The following is a 17090-nucleotide window of genomic DNA, read 5'->3' on the forward strand; positions in this document are numbered from 1 at the left end:
GGCTGACAGGTCGCTGACATCGGCTCTACCGTGGCTGCCATGACCCGCGAACTCGTGACCGGAGCGCTCGAATTCCTCCGGACCAAGTACATCTTTCCCGACAAGGCGGCAGCAGCCGCAGCGGCGATCAGCGCCCGGCTGGACGCAGGCGAGTACGACGGGCTGACAGAGGACGAGCTGGGTGAACGACTAACCAGCCAGCTCTACGACCTGTGCGCTGACAAGCACCTGCGCGTCCGGACCCGCGAGGAGGACCTCCAGGAGGCCATGACCGAGGCCGAGGCGACGGCGCTGTGGCACGAGCACACCCGGATCGACAACTACCGCATCCACCGGGTGGAGCGGCTGGCCGGCAACGTGGGCCTGATCGACCTGCGCGGCATCGCCGACCCGGTCGTGGCTGCCCCGGCCTTCGCGGCCGCGATGGAACTGGTCCGGCACACCGACGCCCTGATCTTCGACCTCCGGAAGAACCGCGGCGGATCCCCGGAAGGCGTCCAGTACTGGAACAGTTTCCTCTTCCCCGACGCCGAGACCCACCTCAACGACATCTTCGACGCCGGTACCGGCCTGACCCGCCAGTACTGGACCCTCCCGCACCTGCCGGTCGCGCGCTACGTCGGCAAGCCGGTGTACGTGCTGACCAGCTCGTTCACCTTCTCGGCCGGCGAGGAGTTCGCCTACAACCTGCAGGCGCAGAAGCGGGCGACGCTGATCGGCGAGGTGACCAAGGGCGGGGCACACCCGACCGACGCCTTCCCGATCACGCCGACCTTCGAGATCACCGTGCCGACGGCGCGCTCGATCAACCCGGTGACCGGTACGAACTGGGAGGGCACCGGCGTGCACCCCGACATCGCCGTGCCGGCTGACCAGGCCCTCGACCTGGCGTACCAGAAATGCCTGGAGCACGTCGTCACGACCGCGACGGCGGAGTCTGTGCGGGAGGAAGCACGCGCTGCCGCCGGCGCTTCCTGATCAGGGGCCGGCGCGGGCGCTCCGAGGCCCGGCCGACGATCTGGCCGACCGGCCGCAGGACCAGGTTGGTCGCGACCACGACGCCTGCCCCGGCCAGCGCCAGCCCGAACTGGCCGGTGCCGGCCAGCGCACCCACGGCGGCGGCGCACCACAGCGTCGCCGCCGTGTTCAGCCCGCGGATCTTCAGTCCATCGCGGAGGATCACCCCGGCGCCGAGGAAGCCGATGCCGGACACGATCTGAGCGGCCACCCGGGTCGGATCCCGGGTCGGCCCGCCCAGCGCGACACTGCCGAGCAGCACGAACATGGCCGAGCCGGTGGCGACCAGGCTGTTGGTCCGGATGCCGGCGATGCTGGCCCGCCACTGGCGCTCCAGGCCGATGACGGCGCCTAGGACAGCGGCGGCGAATACGTGAAGAAAAGTAACGAAAGTCTGCATGAACGGCCCCCTCGCAAGGATCTGGCGGGTCTGGACACGGTGCCGCGACTGCTACTGCTGCCCATGACTGCCCACCTCCTCAGGCCGTTTCTTACACAAAACTATGGATTTCTCACCGTACCCGATGATGCCCGCGCAGCACTGTGGAACACCACACAGCAGGATGGGCCGGCCCGGTTGACGCGCCAACCGGGCCGGGGCACAAGGCGATCACGGCCGGAGGGCAGCGGGCATCGGTCGAACATTCACGCAAGCCCCCGTGGCTGAGAAATCGACGGGAGCAGTCAATATCGTCGAGCCCCCGCCGTCAAGACCCGTTTGCCGGTACCTGGGAACGTCAGCCCTGCTGCATCTGCCGGAGCACGGCGTCGAACCCGCGATCGTCCAGTGAGGACCGCAGGTCCAGCAGGGTCCGGTCGTCGGCGACGACCTCACGGGTCGGCGGCTCGCCGGCCAGCAGCGCCGCCTCGATCCGCTCGGCGACGTCGTCGGCGCTGACGCCCAGCTCCGGGTTGCGGAACACGGCCCCGAAGAGGGCGGCCACCCCGCCGGTCAGGTCCGCGTACGGGCCGTCCATGTCGCAGTTGCGCTTCATCGCGGCCACAGCGGTGTCGCCGAACTCCGTCCGGACCAGGCCGGGCTGGATCAGGCTGACGTGCACCCCGAACGGCGCCACCTCGAAACGCAGGCCGTCGGCGAGGGACTCCAGCGCGTACTTCGTCAGGTGGTACCCGGCGGCGGCCGGCATCGTGAACATCCCGCCGATCGAGCCGACGAACACGATCCGCCCCTCGCCGCGCGCCCGCATGCCGGGCAGGACGAGCTGGCACAGCCGGGTCGGGCCGACCACATTGGTCTCGAAGCACCGGCGCAGCGAGTCGGCCGGCAGCTCCTCCACCGGCCCGTACTCGCCGTAGCCCGCGTTGTTGACCAGGGCGTGCACCTCGCCGATCTCCTCGGCGACGGCGGTCATGGAAGCCTCGTCGGTCGTGTCGAGCCTGCGGGTGATGGCCCCGGCCTCGGCCAGCCCGGCCAGGGTCTCCGGGTTGCGGGCCGTGGCCCAGACCTGCCACCTGCCCGACGCGGCCAGCCGCGCGGCGGTGGCGTGGCCGATGCCGGTGGAACAACCAGTGATCAGTACGGCCGGAGCGCTCGTCATATCGACGATGCTAGCTCTACGAGCCGCCGGGCGTACGTGTCGGAGCTGTCCGAGGAACGTTTGAGATCGGCGGCCTGCGGGTTGACCGGCTTCGGGTAGAGCACGGTCACCTTCACGTGCAGCAGTACCTTGCTGGAGCGGTAGAAGTAACAGCGCGGCAGGTGCATCGGCGTCGCGGACTGCGGCCAGTCGTAGAAGGACAGCCCAGCCGTTGTCGTGGACGGCGCGTCATGGCCGTCGAGAGGCTGCGGAAGGTCCTCGCGCCCGGCCCTGCACAGCCCGTAGAACGCCTTGTACAGCGCGTCGGCCCGGACGGCACCGGTGACCGGCTGCACGTACGTCTCGACGATCGCGGCGTGCTTCGAGCTCTGCCCGGACTCGCCGGGCGGAAGCGCGAGCGCGTCCACACAGGACACCCCGGTCAGCGTGTCGGCCCCGGAGAGCACCGGGATCACCTGATGCGTACTGGCGGCCGGGCCGGGGGAGCCGATCGCGGCCGACAGCGGCTCCAGGGCCTTCGTGCACAGCTCGGTGGTGGCGCGCTGCGCGGCGTTGAGGGTGGCCGGCGGCTTGGACGGCGCCGCGCTCGGCTGAGCCGGGCCGATGCACCCGGACGCGGCGAGGGCTGTGATGGCGACCACTGTGGCCCGACGGAGTCTCATGCCTCGGCAGGGTACTGAAAGGAAAGCTTAAAGAGAAGGTGGCCGATCGGTGTCCACCGTGGCCGGACAGTGTGGTGCCCCTGGTGACCAGCGGCAAGGTCCCTGGACCCCGTCGCGCTCATCCCGGGAAGGGAGCCGGGATGACCCCGGCGGGATCTCGTTGCCACCAGTGCCAGGGGCACTCCGTTCAAAATAATTTGAACGACTACTGCTCGTCAAGCTCGGCGGGCTTACCCGAGCCGTTCGGCGCACTGGCCACCGGGTGCAGTGCGATCAGGAGCTGGTAGGACGGATTGGCTGGGTCGTTGCCGTCGTGGAACTCCTCGACCAGCTCCAGCAGCCGCCGGCGGAACTCGCCGGCCTGGGCTGGGGGGACGCTCGAGATCGCGTGGCTGACGATCACCCGGGTCTCGTCCGGCGCATCCCGGGCCGCGACGATCTCCCCGGAGCGGATGCCGGCCACGATGTTGTCGCGCACCTGGTCGATCATGGCGGCGATCAGCTCGTCCATGCCCCCGGACGGACCTGGGCCGCTCTCGTAGCTGAGCATCTTCTGGCCGGCCCCGTAGTGCTTCTCGATGATCCCGTTGATCACGCGCGTGGTGCGCACCTCGAGCAAGCCGTGCTGCTCCAGCGTGTTCAGGTGGTAGTAGATCTTCGTCGGGGGAACCCGGACGGCGCTGGCCAGCTCCTTGGCTGTCCACGACCGACGGTGGTCGGACATGGTCAGCTCCAGGACGGTCAGCCGGATCGGATCGGCCAGCGCCTTGAGCGTGCCGACATCCTGGACCACTCGCCTGGAGGGAATTGGCTCCATTCCTGCGACCCCATCCGTTGCGCACTATTTAGGGAGGTGAAGAATATCAAACGCTTGACACCCACTACGCGTTTAAACAACATTAAGCGTCAAGTCCAGGGGCAGGGGTCAAGTGATGCAGGAGTCAAGGTGATCGTCGACGCTTTGCTAGTCGCCCAGGTGCTGGAGCACGTTACCCAGGCTGGCGAGCATGTCACCAGGATGTTCCTCGAGGATGTGACCACCGTGGTCCAGCCGATGCTCGACTTCGGCGAGGGTGTCCAGAACGCCGGCTGCCAGGAGCGCTAGCCCTGAGGCCCAGCCGATACGTGACAGTCGGCCGGATCGTCTACCGGCATCCGTCCGGCCGGCTGGTCCAGCCGGTGCTGCACGCCACCACGGCCAAGGTGTACCTGGCTGATCCCGCCACCGCCGCCCGCCTGTCGGGGTCCGGTGCGGCCCTCCATCCCGCCGACGAGCAGGCGCTGCTGTCGGCGGGCCTGCTCGTGCCCGAGGGTACGGACGAGGCGGCTGGCGTGATCGAGGCGGGCCGGGTGGCCGCTGCTGCCGGGCGGCGTACGCGGGGCTTCGTCATCATGCCCACGAGCTACTGCAACATGGCCTGCTCGTACTGCGGGCAGGAGCACCGTCGCGGTGTCACCTCGGCGGGACACCGGGACGCGCTGGTTGCCCGGGTGACGGCGGCGATCCGGAGTGGACGGTACGACGACGTCCACGTGCGGTGGTTCGGCGGGGAGCCCCTGATGGGGTACGCGATCATCCGGGACCTGTCGCGCCGGTTCATCGCGGCGGCGGACGAGGCCGGGGTCGGCTACTCGGGGTACATCGTGACGAATGGCGCGCTGCTCGACGAGCGCAAGCTCGCGGAACTGCACGGTGCCTGCCGGGTCGGCACCATCGAGGTGACCGTGGACGGGCCGGAGGCCGAGCACGACGCGAGCCGGGTACTCAAGAATGGGTCTGGCTCTTTCCGGCACATTGTGCGGCTGATCGCGCAGTCTGTTCGCGATGAGTGTCCACAATGGCGCATCAGGACGAACGTCGGCGAGCACAATGCGCACCTGTCCGGAGAATTCGCCGCCGCTATGGCCGAGTCGGGGCTCGCGCATCCCAAGGTGAGTTTCTATCCGGCGCCCATTCATTCGTGGGGCAATGACGTGAGCGCGGTGCGGCTCGCCGCCGAACGGATGGCTGCGATCGAGCTGGACTGGCTGGCCGCCTACCACCGGAACGGCCTTACGTGCGCTCTGGTGCCGATCAGGCCCGTTCAGGTGCCGTGCGTGGCTGTCACGCGGCATTCCGAGGTCGTCTCGCCGGACGGCCGGGTCTACTCCTGCACGGAACAGCCGCTCGTGCCCGGCTTCGAGGATCGGGCGGTGTCGTCGCTGCCTGTGCTGGCGGCGGGGGAGTTGCGGCCGGAAGGCGAGTTCGACGACTGGTACGACGCGCTGGACGGCGGCGAGACCGGGTGCCGGGACTGCCGCATCCTGCCGCTGTGCGGGGGCGCGTGCCCGAAGCTGTGGCGGGAGGGCAAGCCGCCGTGCCCGCCGCTGAAACTCAACGTGGCCGGCCGGCTGGACCTGTTCGCCCGTGCGGCCGGCTGCGAGCCAGTCTCCTGAGGACAACCCCGCAGCGCCGGGCGTAGAGATTCTGGAACAGCGGCACGACCGGCTTCACCATTCTCGCGTACCAGGCCGCTGGCTGGCTGAACGCGATGACCGTGAGCCACACCTGCCCGTCGCCGGCCTCCTCCAGCCAGAACGCCTCCTCGCCCCGCTCGGGATGGCCGGGCAGCGTGCCGTACGCCCAGCCGGCCCGGCTCTCCTCCTCGACCGTCCACACGACGCGGCACGGAGCCGAGATCGGTCCGAGGTGGACGGTCAGCTCGGCTCCCGGTACGGCGCGCGGGGCCGTGGTGGTGACGCCGACCGGGATGGCGCGGTGCATCCGCCACGTGAACAGCGCCTCTGCGGCGCCGGCGAGCCGGACATGCCCGAGGTTCGTCCGGACGCGCAGATGGCTGTACCCGGCCGGCAGCGCAGGACGAGCCGTGCCGCCGGCCTCGGGGTACGTGAGGTCAGCCAAGACGGTTGACGGCGGTGATCTCGATGACGGCCTCGCCAGCCTCGTCGGAGGCTGCCAGGTCGACCTCTGCGCTGATCCCCCAGTCGTGGTCGCCCTCGGGATCGTCGAAGATCTGCCGGACGAGCCAGCGTTCCTTCTCCTGAGTGATCATCAGCAGGGCCGGGCCGCGTGCGTCGGGGCCGGTACCGAGCGTGTCGTGCTCGTCGAAGTACTCCTCCATCGCCGTGCGCCAGTCGAAGCCCTGGTCGAGATCCATCAGCTCCTGGTACCGGCTGCGCGCCGCCAGCTCCACCCGGCGGAACAGCGCGTTGCGGACCAGCACCCGGAAGGCGCGGACGTTGCGGGTCACGGCCGGCGGCGTGCTGTCCACCGGCGGGCGGCCGGTGTCCTCCTCGCCAGGGTTGCGCAGCTGCTCCCACTCGTCGAGCAGGCTGGAGTCGACCTGGCGGACCAGCTCGCCGAGCCACTCGACGATGTCGTGGATCTCCTCGGTCTTCGCGTCCTCCGGCACGGTCTGGCGCAGCGCGCGGTACGCGTCGGCCAGGTACCTCAGGACCAGGCCCTCCGAGCGGGCCAGGTTGTAGTAGGAGACGTACTCGCCGAAGGTCATGCCCTGCTCGTACATCTCGCGGACGACCGACTTGGGCGACAGGCGCTGGTCGGCGACCCACGGGTGGCTCTTGCGGTACGAGTCGAACGCGGCTTCGAGCAGCTCGGCCAGCGGCCGCGGGTGCGTGATGTTCTCCAGGAGCGCCATCCGCTCCTCGTACTCGATGCCGTCGGCCTTCATCTGCATGACAGCCTCGCCCTTGGCCTTGTTCTGCTGGGCGTAGAGGATCTGGCGCGGGTCCTCCAGGACGGACTCGATGATGGACACCACGTCGAGCGCGTAGCTGGGGTCCTCGGCGGACAGCAGCTCGGTCGCCGCCACCGCGAACGGGGACAGCGGCTGGTTGAGCGCGAAGCCGAGCTGGAGGTCCTCGGTGAGCTTGATCTGCCCGTTCTCGTCCTGCTGGACGATCCCGGCGGTGCGCAGCGCCCGGTAGATCGCGATGGCCCGGCGGATGTGCGCGCGCTGGGCAGCCGGGGACTCGTGGTTGTCGGTGAGCAGGTGCCGCATGCTGGCGAAGACGTCACCACCGCGCTCGACGACGTTCAGGACCATCGAGTGGCTGACGTGGAAGGACGAGGTCAGCGGCTCCGGATCGGCCCCGACGAGGCGCTCGAAGGTCGGCTGGCCCCAGCCGACGAAGCCCTCCGGCGGCTTCTTCTTCACCAGTTTCCGCAGCTTCTTCGGGTCGCCGGCGGCCTTGGCGACGGCCTTCTCGTTCTCGACGACGTGCTCGGGTGCCTGCACGATCACCGTGCCCAGCGTGTCGAAACCGGCCCGCCCGGCCCGGCCGGCGATCTGGTGGAACTCGCGGGCCTTGAGCAGCCGCATCCGCTGCCCGTCGAACTTGTTGAGCCCGGTGAACAGCACGGTACGGATCGGCAGGTTGATGCCGACGCCGAGCGTGTCCGTCCCGCAGATCACCTTGAGCAGCCCGGCCTGCGCCAGCAGCTCGACCAGCCGCCGGTACTTGGGCAGCATGCCGGCGTGGTGCACGCCGATCCCATGCCGGACGAGCCGGGACAGGGTCTTGCCGAAGCTCGACGAGAACCGGAAGCCGCCGATCAGGTCGGCGATGGCGTCCTTCTCCGCCCGGGTACACATGTTGATGCTCATCAGCGCGCTGGCCTGCTCAAGGGCGGCGGCCTGCGTGAAGTGCACGATGTACACGGGAGCCTGCTTGGTGCTCAGCAGCTCCTCGATCGTCTCGTGCAGCGGCGTCGTCACGTAGGAGTGCAGCAGCGGTACCGGGCGCTCGCCGGAGGCGACCACCGACGTGTCCCGGCCGGTCCGGCGGGTCAGGTCGGCCACGAACCGGGTCGTGTCGCCGAGCGTCGCCGACATCAGCACGAACTGGGCCTGCGGCAGCTCGACGATCGGCACCTGCCAGGCCCAGCCCCGGTCGGGCTCGGCGTAGAAATGGAACTCGTCCATGACCACCTGGCCGACGTCGGCGTCCCTGCCCTCCCGCAGGGCCAGGTTCGCCAGGATCTCCGCGGTGCAGCAGATCACGGGCGCGTCGGCGTTCACCGAGGCGTCTCCGGTGAGCATGCCGACGTTCTCCGGGCCGAAGACCTGGCACAACGCGAAGAACTTCTCCGACACGAGCGCCTTGATCGGCGCGGTGTAGAACGTGGTCCGGTCGGAGGCCAGGGCCGCGAAGTGCGCGCCGATCGCCACCATCGACTTGCCAGAGCCGGTCGGGGTGCTCAGGATGACGTTCGCGCCGGAGACGATCTCGATCAGCGCCTCCTGCTGGGCCGGGTACAGGCTGAGGCCCTGGCCCTCCGTCCAGGCCGAGAAGGCGTCGAACAGTGCGTCGGGGCTGGCGTCACGCGGGATCTGATCGGTGAGACTCATAGTGCCCCCGATCGTGCCACACGGTAGTGCCGACCCGCTGAGTGCGACGCTGGACTGCGCATTCCGGACCCGCATACAACACCGGTATGCGGGCGTCCGGAATGCTTGCCAGCCCCGCACTCAGCGGGCCACCTCAGGTCAGGTCAAGGTCAAGATCCAAAGCAAGATCAAGATCGTGATTTTGTACCTGTGCCGGGGTGGAACGGCTGATGCGTGGCTAGGCGTGATCGCCCAGGGAGAGTAGTAGCCGTTTGAGCAGGACGGCCAGCTGGTCGTGTTCGTCTTCGCTGAGCGGGGCGAGCAGGCGGCGCTCGTTGTCCAGGTGGAGGCCGACCACCGCCTCGACGCGGCGCAGCCCCTCCGGTGTGAGCTTGACCCGCACGGACCGCCGGTCGCCCGGGTCGGCGCACCGCTCGACCAGTCCGCGGGCCGCCATCCGGTCGACACGGTTGGTGATCGCGCCGGAGGTGACCATCATGTTGCCGAACAGCGCGCCCATGCTCATCTCGTACGGCTCGCCGAAGCGCCGCAGCGTGGCCAGCACGTCGAACTCCCAGGTCTCCAGGTCGTGCGCGGCGAAGAAGGTCTTGAGCTCCTTGTCGAGCAGCGCGCTGAGCCGGCCCATCCGGCCGATCACCCCGATCGGCGTGGGGTCCAGTTCGGGACGTTCCGTCCGCCACTGGTCAGTGATCAAGTCCACATGGTCTTTCAATGTTGAACCTTTCAACGTTAAAGTCAGCGCATTACTTCAACGTTGAGATACTACCGGAGCCCGCCATGCTGCTCACCGCACTGGCCCCGATGATCTGGGGCTCGACCTACCTGATCACCACGGAACTCCTGCCGGCCGACCGCCCGCTGCTGGCCGCCACGATCCGCTGCCTCCCGGCCGGGCTGCTGTTCATCCTGTTCACCCGTAAGCTCCCTGCCGGGTCCTGGTGGTGGAAGTCGGCCGTGCTGGCCGTCCTGAACATCGCGGCCTTCCAGCCGCTGATCTTCATCACCGCGTACCGGCTGCCCGGCGGCGTCGGCGCCATCGTCGCCGCGCTCGGCCCCTTCGTGGTGGCAGCCCTGAGCTACCCGCTGCTGCGGCTCGCCCCCGCGCCCCGCACCCTGATCGCGAGCGTGTTCGGCCTGATCGGCGTCGCGCTGGTCGTCCTGCGCGCCACGGCCGTCCTCGACACCCTCGGGCTCGCCGCCGGAGCCGCCGGGACCGTGGTCATGGCTCTCGGTACGGTGCTGGGCCGCAAGTGGGGTGCGCCTCAAGCAGGGCTGCTCGCGCTGACCGGCTGGCAGCTCGCGATCGGCGGGGCGCTCCTGCTGCCGCTGACCCTCGCGGTCGAGGGGCTGCCGGGCGAGCTGAACGGGAAGAACCTGGCCGGCTACGGCTACCTGGTCGTCTTCGGCGCGATGCTCTCCTACGCCCTGTGGTTCCGCGGGGTGGCGAAACTGGCCCCGGCCCGGGTGTCCATGCTCGGCCTGATGAGCCCGGTCGTGGCCGCCGTACTCGGCTGGGTGGTGCTCGGCCAGGCCCTGACCGGCTGGCAGCTGCTCGGCGCCGCGCTGGTGATCGGCTCGGTGGTCTGGGGCGCGATGGCCCCGGCCCGCAAGGCACCCGTGGCCGAGGTACGGGAGCCGGCGCTCGTCAGGTAGCAGGAAGCACGGCGCGATGGCCGGCTCACGTGATCACTTCACGGAGCCGGCCATCAGGCCCTGGACGAAGTACCGCTGGAAGGCGAAGAAGACCGCCAGCGGCACGAGCATCGACAGGAACGCCCCCGGCGCGATCACGTCGATGTTGGACGAGAACGACCGGGTCTGCTCGCGGATCGCGTAGGTGATCGGAGCCGAGTCCGGGCTGGCGAACACCAGCGCGACGAGCAGGTCGTTCCACACCCAGAGGAACTGGAAGATGGCCAGCGAGGCGATGGCTGGCCAGCCGAGCGGCAGGATCACCTTCCGGAAGATCGTGCCGTCCGAGCCGCCGTCGATCCGGGCGGCCTCCAGCAGCTCGCGCGGGATGGCGACGAAGAAGTTGCGGAGCAGGAAGATCGCGAACGGCAGCCCGAAGGCCACGTGGAACAGCACGACGCCCGGGATCGAGCCGAACAGGCCCAGGTTGCCGAGCAGCTCGGCGTCCGGGATCAGCGCGACCTGCACGGGTACGACGATCAGCGCGACCACGACCAGGAACAGCCAGTCGCGGCCGGGGAAGCGGCCCCAGGCGAAGGCGTAGGCGGCCATCGCCCCGAGCACCACGACGAGCACAGTGGACGGCACGGTGATCAGTACCGTGTTCCACAGCGCCCCGAGCATCCGGTCGTCGGACAGCAGCTTGGCGTACCCGTCGAAGGTCAGCTCCCCGAAGGTCCACCAGCCGGAGGAGTTCACCGCGCGGGCCGGCCGCAGGCTCGACACCAGCAGCCCGGCCGCCGGGGTCAGCCACAGCAGCCCGACGAGGACGACGAGAGCCCGTTTCATCCTTCTCTCCTCAGCCGCCGAAGGTTGAACAGCATCGCGGGCAGGACGAGCAGGAACAGCAGCACGCCGAGCGCCGAGCCCAGCCCGAGATCCCTGGCCCCGCCGAACGACACCCGCCACATCTGGAGCGCGACCACGTTCGCGTCGGCCTGCACCGCCTCGGGTGCCAGGACCAGCACGAGGTCGAACACCTTGAGCACGTTGATCACCATCGTCACCCAGACCACGACCAGCACCGGTCTCAGCTGGGGAATGGTCACCCTGCGCAGCACCTGCCACTCGGAGGCCCCGTCGATCCTGGCCGCTTCCAGGGTCTCCCGGGGGATCCCGGCCAGCCCGGCACTGATCAGGACCATCGCGAAGCCGGCCCAGATCCAGACGTACGCGCCGATGATCGCCGGAGTCACCACGGACGGCCCGAGCCAGTCGACGCCGTTGAAGGGCTGGGCGAAGTTGCTGTCCGGCAAGCGGATCGTGTGGTCCCCGGCGGGCAGCGTGTACCTGCCGTCCGGCCCGGTCGTCGTCTCCGCGACCACCTTGCCGTCCCGGACCGCCTCGACCCTGACGCCGGGCAGGCCCTTCTCGCCCGGGTCGATCACGCCGGGACGCCCGCCGCCGCCCGGGGCGAAGTCGAGCCAGACCACGCCGCTTCCGCCCTCGGTGGCCTGCACGCCGTCAGCCGGAGCCGGCACGCCAACGACCGCGAACCTCCCGGCTGTGTCCTCAGTGGAACGCAGCCGCGCGCCAGGGTAGGGCGGACGGTCCGCGAACGCGTCGTGCACCGTGACGATGGCGGCGTTGGCGATGCCACGGTCGGGATCAGCCTCGTACACCATCCGCCAGGTGACACCAGCGGCCAGGAACGAGATCGCCATCGGCAGGAAGATGACCACCTTGACGGCGGACGCCCAGCGGATCCGGTCCGTGAGCACCGCGAAGAATAGGCCGGCGATCGTGACCAGGCTGGGCGCGAGTACCACCCAGACCGCGTTGTTGCGCAGCGCGGTCAGCGTCTCGGGCGAGGTGAAGATCTCCTGGTAGTTGGCCAGGCCGACGAAACTCTCACCGTCGCCGCCGAACAGGCTCCGCACGATCGTGTACCCGATGGGGTACACCACCAGCGCTGCCAGCAGTACCAGGGCCGGCCCGCAGAAGACGGCCGCCCGCTTCACTTGTAGGCACTCGCGGCGGCAGCCTCCAGTTTCGCCGCCGTCCCAGCCACGTCGGACGGATTCGCCAGGAACTCCTGGAGGATCTTCCACTCCCCGCTGCCCGGCGTGCCGCCGAACGCGCTCGGTGCCAGGTCGGACATGTCGAAGCGGAACTCGTCGCCAGCCTTGATGATGGCCACGCCGAGCGCCTTCGTCGTCGCGTCCGGGTACGTGCTGGTGTCGAGGTTCCTGTTCGGGGACAGGAACCCGCCCTGCTTGGCCCAGATCCCGGCGGCCTCGGGGCCAGCCAGCCATTCGAGCAGCGCCTGCCCGCCCTTGGAGTCCTTCAGCGCTACGGCGACGTCCCCGCCGCCGACCACCGAGGGCTTGGAACCCTTGATCGACGGGAAGTCGAAGAACTTGGCCGTCTCGCCGACCTTCGCCCGGGTCTCCTTCTGGATGTTCGTCGCGACGAAGTCACCCTCGTACACGACGGACGCCTTGGGCGTGTCGCCGAACACCTGCGTCACCGACTGCTCGAACTTCACCTGGAGCGCTGCGGCCGGGCCACCCGGGATCATGCCGGGCGCGCCCCACAGCTCACCGAGCAGCCGGAGCGTCTCGACGACCGTCGGGTCGGTGAAGGGGATCTCGTGCCTGGCGAGCTTGTCGTACATCTGGGCTCCGGCGACCCGGAGGTAGACGTTCTCGAACCAGTCGGTCAGCACCCAGCCGTCACCGCCACCCACCGACAGCGGGGGAGTGCCGGCCTCCGACAGCGTCTTCAGGTTCTTGGTGAAGTCGTCCCAGGTGGACGGTGGCTGGACGCCGGCGGCGGTGAAGCTGTCCGGCCGGTACCAGACCAGGCTCTTGTTGGCCGCTTTCAGCCACACGCCGTACAGCTGGCCGTCGGCTCCGGTGCCGAGCTGTTTCCAGATCGGCGCGTAGTTCTTCTCCACTGCGGTCTTGGTACCGGAGCTGACCGGCTTGAGGCTGCCGCGCTTGGCCAGGTCGGTGAGCAGGCCGGGCTGGGGGAGCACCGCGATGTCCGGTGGCTTCCCGCCCGAGATCTTGCTGCCGAGCACGGCGGCGATGTCGTTGCCGGTGGAACTGTAGGACACGGTCGCGCCGGTCTTCTTCGCGAAGGTGTCGAGCACCTTGAAGAACTTCGTCTGCTCGTCGCCCGACCACACGGCGGCGACCTCGATCGTCTGACCCTTGAGTGATCCGTCGCCGTCGGCGCTGTCCTTGGCCGAGCAGCCGGCCGCGGCCCCGGTGCTGAGCACCAGCACACTGGCGGCCGCGATACGTAAGAGAGCTCTCATCAGGCTTCCTCCTGTTTGGACTGAGCCGTTCGAGTACTCCCGGATTATCGCCCAGAATTTCTTTCGTGTTACCTGGAACGCATGCGCAAATCTTGCGAACATCCGTGCTCAGTGGATGGTATGCCCGAAAATGCGGCTTACCGGGCCGGACTGAGCCCGGCCCGGTAAGCCAGCGGTTATGTCAGCGGATATCAGCAGGCCGTGTAGTACACGTTGTAGTACGCCGTCTTGTAACCCCAGTCCCACGCGTGCGACCCGCAGTCGCCGTACTGCCAGAACTGCCCGGTCATCTGGGTCTTGGCCGACGTCGTGAAGTACGTGATCAGCTTGAAGTGGCGCTCCGGTGGAATCGGGATCGCCTGGGCCGGCGGCGCGGCCGCGAGGAACAGGCTGCCGGCCACGAGAGTGGTGAACAAGGCACGTCGGAGCATGGGTGTGCACGTCCTTTCCGGGTGATGGTCCAGGTGGTGGGAAAGCCTTGCCCCGTCATCCTCTGTCCGCGGACCGCCTCCGGGGAACATCGGGACGCATGAATGACATGTGCCTTGTCTGCCGGACATCCCGCCGGATTGATCGCCTGGCCGCCGCCCCTCCGGTACGTTGCGAGCTATGGCGGAGATCTACCACCTGACTGAGCAGGGCACCTGGGACGCGGCCGTGGCCGCCGGCGAGTACACGATGTCCACCCGGGCGACCACGCTCGCGGAAGAGGGCTACATCCACGCCTCCTACGCCGACCAGGTACGCGGCGTGGCCGACCGGTACTACTCCGACGTCACCGAGCTGCTGCTCCTGGTGATCGACACGTTCCGGCTCGAGGTACCCGTGGTGCCGGAGCCGGCGGCGCGCGGCCGGGCCGAGAAGTTCCCGCACATCTACGGGCCGGTCCCGATCAGCGCGGTCACCGAGGTCCGCGTCGTGCTCCCCGACCGGTCCAACCTGCCGGAGTAACCGGGTTCTGAGCAGCACAAAGCCCCGCGAACGGAGGCTTCGCGGGGCTCTGTTCCCCGGTACCGGAAAGGATCACCGGTGCGGGGAGTGCGCCGGGCCCGCCTGGTGGGAGCCGGACCCGGCCTTGCCGCCTGCCCGGGGTCGCGCGCCCGGCAGGCTCGTCATGCCACTCAGGCTGCGGAGACCCGGATGGTGGTCTCGCGGCCCTGAGCGTGTTCCTTCACGACCTCGATCTTCGTGCCGGTGGCCGGCACCTTGACCCCGAGCTGCGGGATCGCGGGGTCGAAGTAGACGCCGGTCTTGTCGTTGAACGCCTTGACCGGAGGCTGCTTCTTCAGCACCGTCGCGACACCGCCCTTGTGGAGGGTGATCGAGTCCGTGTACTTCAGGCCGAACGTGGCGTCCAGCGGCTGAGCCCGCATGTTGACGAGCGAGCCGTCAGCGAACTTCAGGGCGCCGGCCCGGGCGTCGATCGGCAGGATCATGCCCGCACCGAGGTGCTGCTTGGTGTTGTTGTCGGTGTAGTAGCTGTCCCAGAGCCAGATCAGCACGCCGTCCTGGTAGGGGTAGTGCTCCACCAGCTTCGACTTGCCCTCGACCCCGGACCAGCCGAAGTTGTACGGGCCGGTCTGGAGGAACGCGCCGTAGCCCGCGTAGCGGCGGTTCTCCACGAGGTACGAGCGGGCGTGCGCCTTCGAACCGGTCTTGCCGGCCAGCGAGAAGCCCTGAGCGGCCCAGCCGTTGTCCCCGTTCTCGGCGTCGTCGCTGAACACGACGTTGCCGTCGGCCGTCACGCTGATCGCGTCGACCAGGAAACCGTTCTCGGCGGTGTTGGTGTCCGTGACGTAGCGGAACCGGAACAGCGCCTTGCCACCGGCGACACTGTCCAGGTTGTACGACACGTCAGCCCAGCCGGACGACCGGCCGGTCAGCCCCGGGCGGCCGTTGACCGCCGGGATCGGAGCACCGTTGATCGTGCCGCCGACGCTCTTCCAGGTCTTGCCGTTGTCTGTGGAGGCCTCGGCGTAGAGGTAGTCGTAGTCCTCCTCGATCCAGAACTGGCTCTTCGCGTTGACCCGGGCCGTGCTGGCCCCGGCCAGGTCCAGCTCACGGGTCAGCGTCTCGTCGAGGTAGTCACCCCGGCCGGACCACCACTGCTTCGCGCCCTGGAACGGGTCGGCCAGTTCCGTGGTGACCTGCCGTGGCGGCAGCTCGACCATCACGGCCTGCTTCTTGTCCGTGTTGTACGAGGACACGCCCAGCACGTGCTCTGACTCCGTGCCGGCCTTGGCCTTCTCGTAGTTCAGCCAGCCGAGCTGGAGCTTGCTCCACGCGTCGAGGTCGCCGGGGAACTCGCCGGTCTGGCCGTTCTCCTTGGACAGGTACGAGGCGGAGGACATCAGCGACCAGAAGCTGACCGAGTTCTCGCCCTCGCTCGCGTAGAGGTCGGGCAGGCCGAGGTCGTGGCCGAACTCGTGGGCGATCAGGCCGATGCCGCTGTTCTCGCCGGCGGTCAGGTAGTCGCCGACCCAGATGCCGGTGTCGCCGATCTGGGTGCCGCCGTTCTTGTTGCCGGACGGGCCGGCCTCACCCTTGGACGGCCAGTACGCGAAGTACCGGTGCGCCCACACGGCGTCGTTGCCCTGGGCGCCGCCGCCCCAGGTCTGGTCCACGCCTGCGTGGATGACCTGGTAGTGGTCGAGGTAGCCGTCGGGCTCGTCGAAGTTGCCGTCGTTGTCGAAGTCGTAACGGTCCCACACGTCGAACTTGGCCAGCTCGGCCTTGATCTCCGCGGTGCTGCGGCCCTTGGCGACCTCGCGCTCGTACCAGGCGTTGGCCGAGTCGCGCACCAGATCCCAGTTGGACCAGCAGATCCCGCCGTCGGAACAGCGGTCTGAGCCGTAACGCGCCTCGTTGTACGGCACCTTCACCCAGTCGGAGACCTGGCCGTCCATGTCGTACCGGCCGGAGGACTGCACCCGGTAGAAGTTGCGCAGCGAGTTCGCGCCCTTCGACTGGTTGAAGTAGATGTCCTGGTAGTACGCCCGGTCGAAGTCGGACCGCCACAGCGTGTGGTTGTCGTTCTGCGTCGCGGGGTCGGGAATCGCGTTGTGCAGCGGCCCGGGCGCGCCGCCGTACTTGACCTCGCCGTTGTGCATGGTGGTGTTGTCGATCTTGTCGCCGAACTCGGCGAGGACCACGAAGATCTGGTCCTTGCGCTCCTGTGCGACCTCGACGTAGCTGTTGCCGACCTGCACGGCCCGGCCGCCGCTCTTCGCGAAGCCGCGCTGGGCGGCCGCCGGGGTGCCGGAGGTGAGCTGCTCGATGGCCTTGCGCCGCAGCGCCTGCTGTCCGAGCTGCTGCGGGCTGAGGGGCGCCCGCTGGTCTTTCGCCTCGGCGGGGGCTGCCTGCTCAGCGGACGGCGGGCCGGCCATCGCCGGTCCTGTCAGTGCCGCGGCACCGAGCAGCGCCGCGAGACCAGCCGCGACCGCAGTTGTTCTGCGCACTCGGGGTGTCCTCTCACCTGGGGGGATGGGGAGGGGCCGTGACCTGCGCGAGGCAGGCCCTGGCC

Annotated in this window: 17 protein-coding genes; 5 read left to right on the plus strand and 12 right to left on the minus strand. The window is 68.9% G+C overall.

Going from position 1 to position 17090, the window contains the following annotated elements; genetic code table 11:
* Positions 1 to 39: 39 nt before the first annotated feature.
* Complete coding sequence (locus A3G1_RS41540; protein ID WP_018353087.1) at positions 40 to 978, plus strand: S41 family peptidase; 939 nt, start codon at positions 40 to 42, stop codon at positions 976 to 978.
* On the opposite strand, the gene A3G1_RS39950 is transcribed toward A3G1_RS41540, so the two are convergent.
* The 4 genes from A3G1_RS39950 to A3G1_RS0129385 form a co-directional block, all read right to left on the minus strand.
* Positions 917 to 1417 carry an MgtC/SapB family protein gene (locus A3G1_RS39950; protein WP_245563624.1) on the minus strand — a complete coding sequence of 167 codons (501 nt, stop codon included), beginning with the start codon at positions 1415 to 1417 and terminating at the stop codon, positions 917 to 919. The genes A3G1_RS41540 and A3G1_RS39950 overlap by 62 nt on opposite strands.
* Before the next feature lie 337 nt (positions 1418 to 1754).
* Complete coding sequence (locus A3G1_RS37410; protein WP_018353088.1) at positions 1755 to 2576, minus strand: SDR family oxidoreductase; 822 nt, start codon at positions 2574 to 2576, stop codon at positions 1755 to 1757.
* A complete protein-coding gene (locus tag A3G1_RS0129380) occupies positions 2573 to 3238 on the minus strand; it encodes a hypothetical protein (RefSeq protein WP_157641481.1) in 666 nt (221 codons plus the stop codon). Before A3G1_RS0129380 ends, A3G1_RS37410 begins: the two co-directional genes overlap by 4 nt.
* Before the next feature lie 205 nt (positions 3239 to 3443).
* A complete protein-coding gene (locus tag A3G1_RS0129385; protein ID WP_018353090.1) occupies positions 3444 to 4031 on the minus strand; it encodes an ArsR/SmtB family transcription factor in 588 nt (195 codons plus the stop codon).
* A 153-nt stretch (positions 4032 to 4184) separates the two neighbouring features.
* Here A3G1_RS0129385 and A3G1_RS40950 point away from each other — a divergent pair, with 153 nt between their 5' ends.
* Together A3G1_RS40950 and A3G1_RS0129395 are read left to right on the plus strand one after the other, a co-directional pair.
* Positions 4185 to 4343 carry a hypothetical protein gene (locus A3G1_RS40950; protein WP_018353091.1) on the plus strand — a complete coding sequence of 53 codons (159 nt, stop codon included), beginning with the start codon at positions 4185 to 4187 and terminating at the stop codon, positions 4341 to 4343.
* Positions 4344 to 4363: 20 nt separating this feature from the next.
* Entirely contained in the window at positions 4364 to 5674 is a 1311-nt protein-coding gene (locus tag A3G1_RS0129395; protein ID WP_018353092.1) for a radical SAM/SPASM domain-containing protein, read from the plus strand.
* Here A3G1_RS0129395 and A3G1_RS0129400 read toward each other — a convergent pair.
* From A3G1_RS0129400 to A3G1_RS0129410, 3 genes are all read right to left on the minus strand, one after another.
* Positions 5613 to 6140, minus strand: a complete 528-nt coding sequence (locus A3G1_RS0129400) for a DUF1990 domain-containing protein (RefSeq protein ID WP_018353093.1) — start codon at positions 6138 to 6140, stop codon at positions 5613 to 5615. The genes A3G1_RS0129395 and A3G1_RS0129400 overlap by 62 nt on opposite strands.
* On the minus strand, positions 6133 to 8610 hold the full coding sequence (locus tag A3G1_RS0129405; protein ID WP_018353094.1) for a DEAD/DEAH box helicase: 2478 nt from the start codon (positions 8608 to 8610) through the stop codon (positions 6133 to 6135). Before A3G1_RS0129405 ends, A3G1_RS0129400 begins: the two co-directional genes overlap by 8 nt.
* A 217-nt stretch (positions 8611 to 8827) precedes the next feature.
* A complete protein-coding gene (locus A3G1_RS0129410; protein WP_018353095.1) occupies positions 8828 to 9310 on the minus strand; it encodes a MarR family winged helix-turn-helix transcriptional regulator in 483 nt (160 codons plus the stop codon).
* A 77-nt stretch (positions 9311 to 9387) separates the two neighbouring features.
* Between A3G1_RS0129410 and A3G1_RS37415 the strand changes: the two genes are divergently transcribed.
* The gene (locus A3G1_RS37415; RefSeq protein ID WP_018353096.1) at positions 9388 to 10263 is read left to right on the plus strand and encodes an EamA family transporter; all 876 of its coding nucleotides are present in this window, start codon (positions 9388 to 9390) and stop codon (positions 10261 to 10263) included.
* A gap of 33 nt (positions 10264 to 10296) precedes the next feature.
* On the opposite strand, the gene A3G1_RS0129420 is transcribed toward A3G1_RS37415, so the two are convergent.
* The 4 genes from A3G1_RS0129420 to A3G1_RS0129435 form a co-directional block, all read right to left on the minus strand.
* Positions 10297 to 11091: a carbohydrate ABC transporter permease gene (locus A3G1_RS0129420; RefSeq protein ID WP_018353097.1), complete on the minus strand. Its 795-nt coding sequence runs from the start codon at positions 11089 to 11091 to the stop codon at positions 10297 to 10299.
* Complete coding sequence (locus tag A3G1_RS0129425) at positions 11088 to 12263, minus strand: ABC transporter permease (RefSeq protein WP_018353098.1); 1176 nt, start codon at positions 12261 to 12263, stop codon at positions 11088 to 11090. The genes A3G1_RS0129420 and A3G1_RS0129425 overlap by 4 nt, the downstream gene beginning before the upstream one ends.
* On the minus strand, positions 12260 to 13567 hold the full coding sequence (locus tag A3G1_RS0129430; protein ID WP_026212653.1) for an ABC transporter substrate-binding protein: 1308 nt from the start codon (positions 13565 to 13567) through the stop codon (positions 12260 to 12262). The genes A3G1_RS0129425 and A3G1_RS0129430 overlap by 4 nt, the downstream gene beginning before the upstream one ends.
* A gap of 191 nt (positions 13568 to 13758) precedes the next feature.
* Positions 13759 to 13998, minus strand: coding sequence for a hypothetical protein (locus A3G1_RS0129435; protein WP_157641483.1), 240 nt, complete (start codon positions 13996 to 13998; stop codon positions 13759 to 13761).
* A 178-nt stretch (positions 13999 to 14176) separates the two neighbouring features.
* Here A3G1_RS0129435 and A3G1_RS0129440 point away from each other — a divergent pair, with 178 nt between their 5' ends.
* On the plus strand, positions 14177 to 14518 hold the full coding sequence (locus tag A3G1_RS0129440; RefSeq protein WP_018353101.1) for a DUF952 domain-containing protein: 342 nt from the start codon (positions 14177 to 14179) through the stop codon (positions 14516 to 14518).
* Between the two features lie 170 nt (positions 14519 to 14688).
* On the opposite strand, the gene A3G1_RS0129445 is transcribed toward A3G1_RS0129440, so the two are convergent.
* Positions 14689 to 17025 (minus strand): immune inhibitor A domain-containing protein, encoded by a 2337-nt coding sequence (locus tag A3G1_RS0129445; RefSeq protein WP_026212654.1) that lies wholly within the window; start codon positions 17023 to 17025, stop codon positions 14689 to 14691.
* Positions 17026 to 17090 lie beyond the last annotated feature (65 nt).

This window comes from Longispora albida DSM 44784, from assembly GCF_000379825.1.
GTDB lineage: Bacteria > Actinomycetota > Actinomycetes > Mycobacteriales > Micromonosporaceae > Longispora > Longispora albida.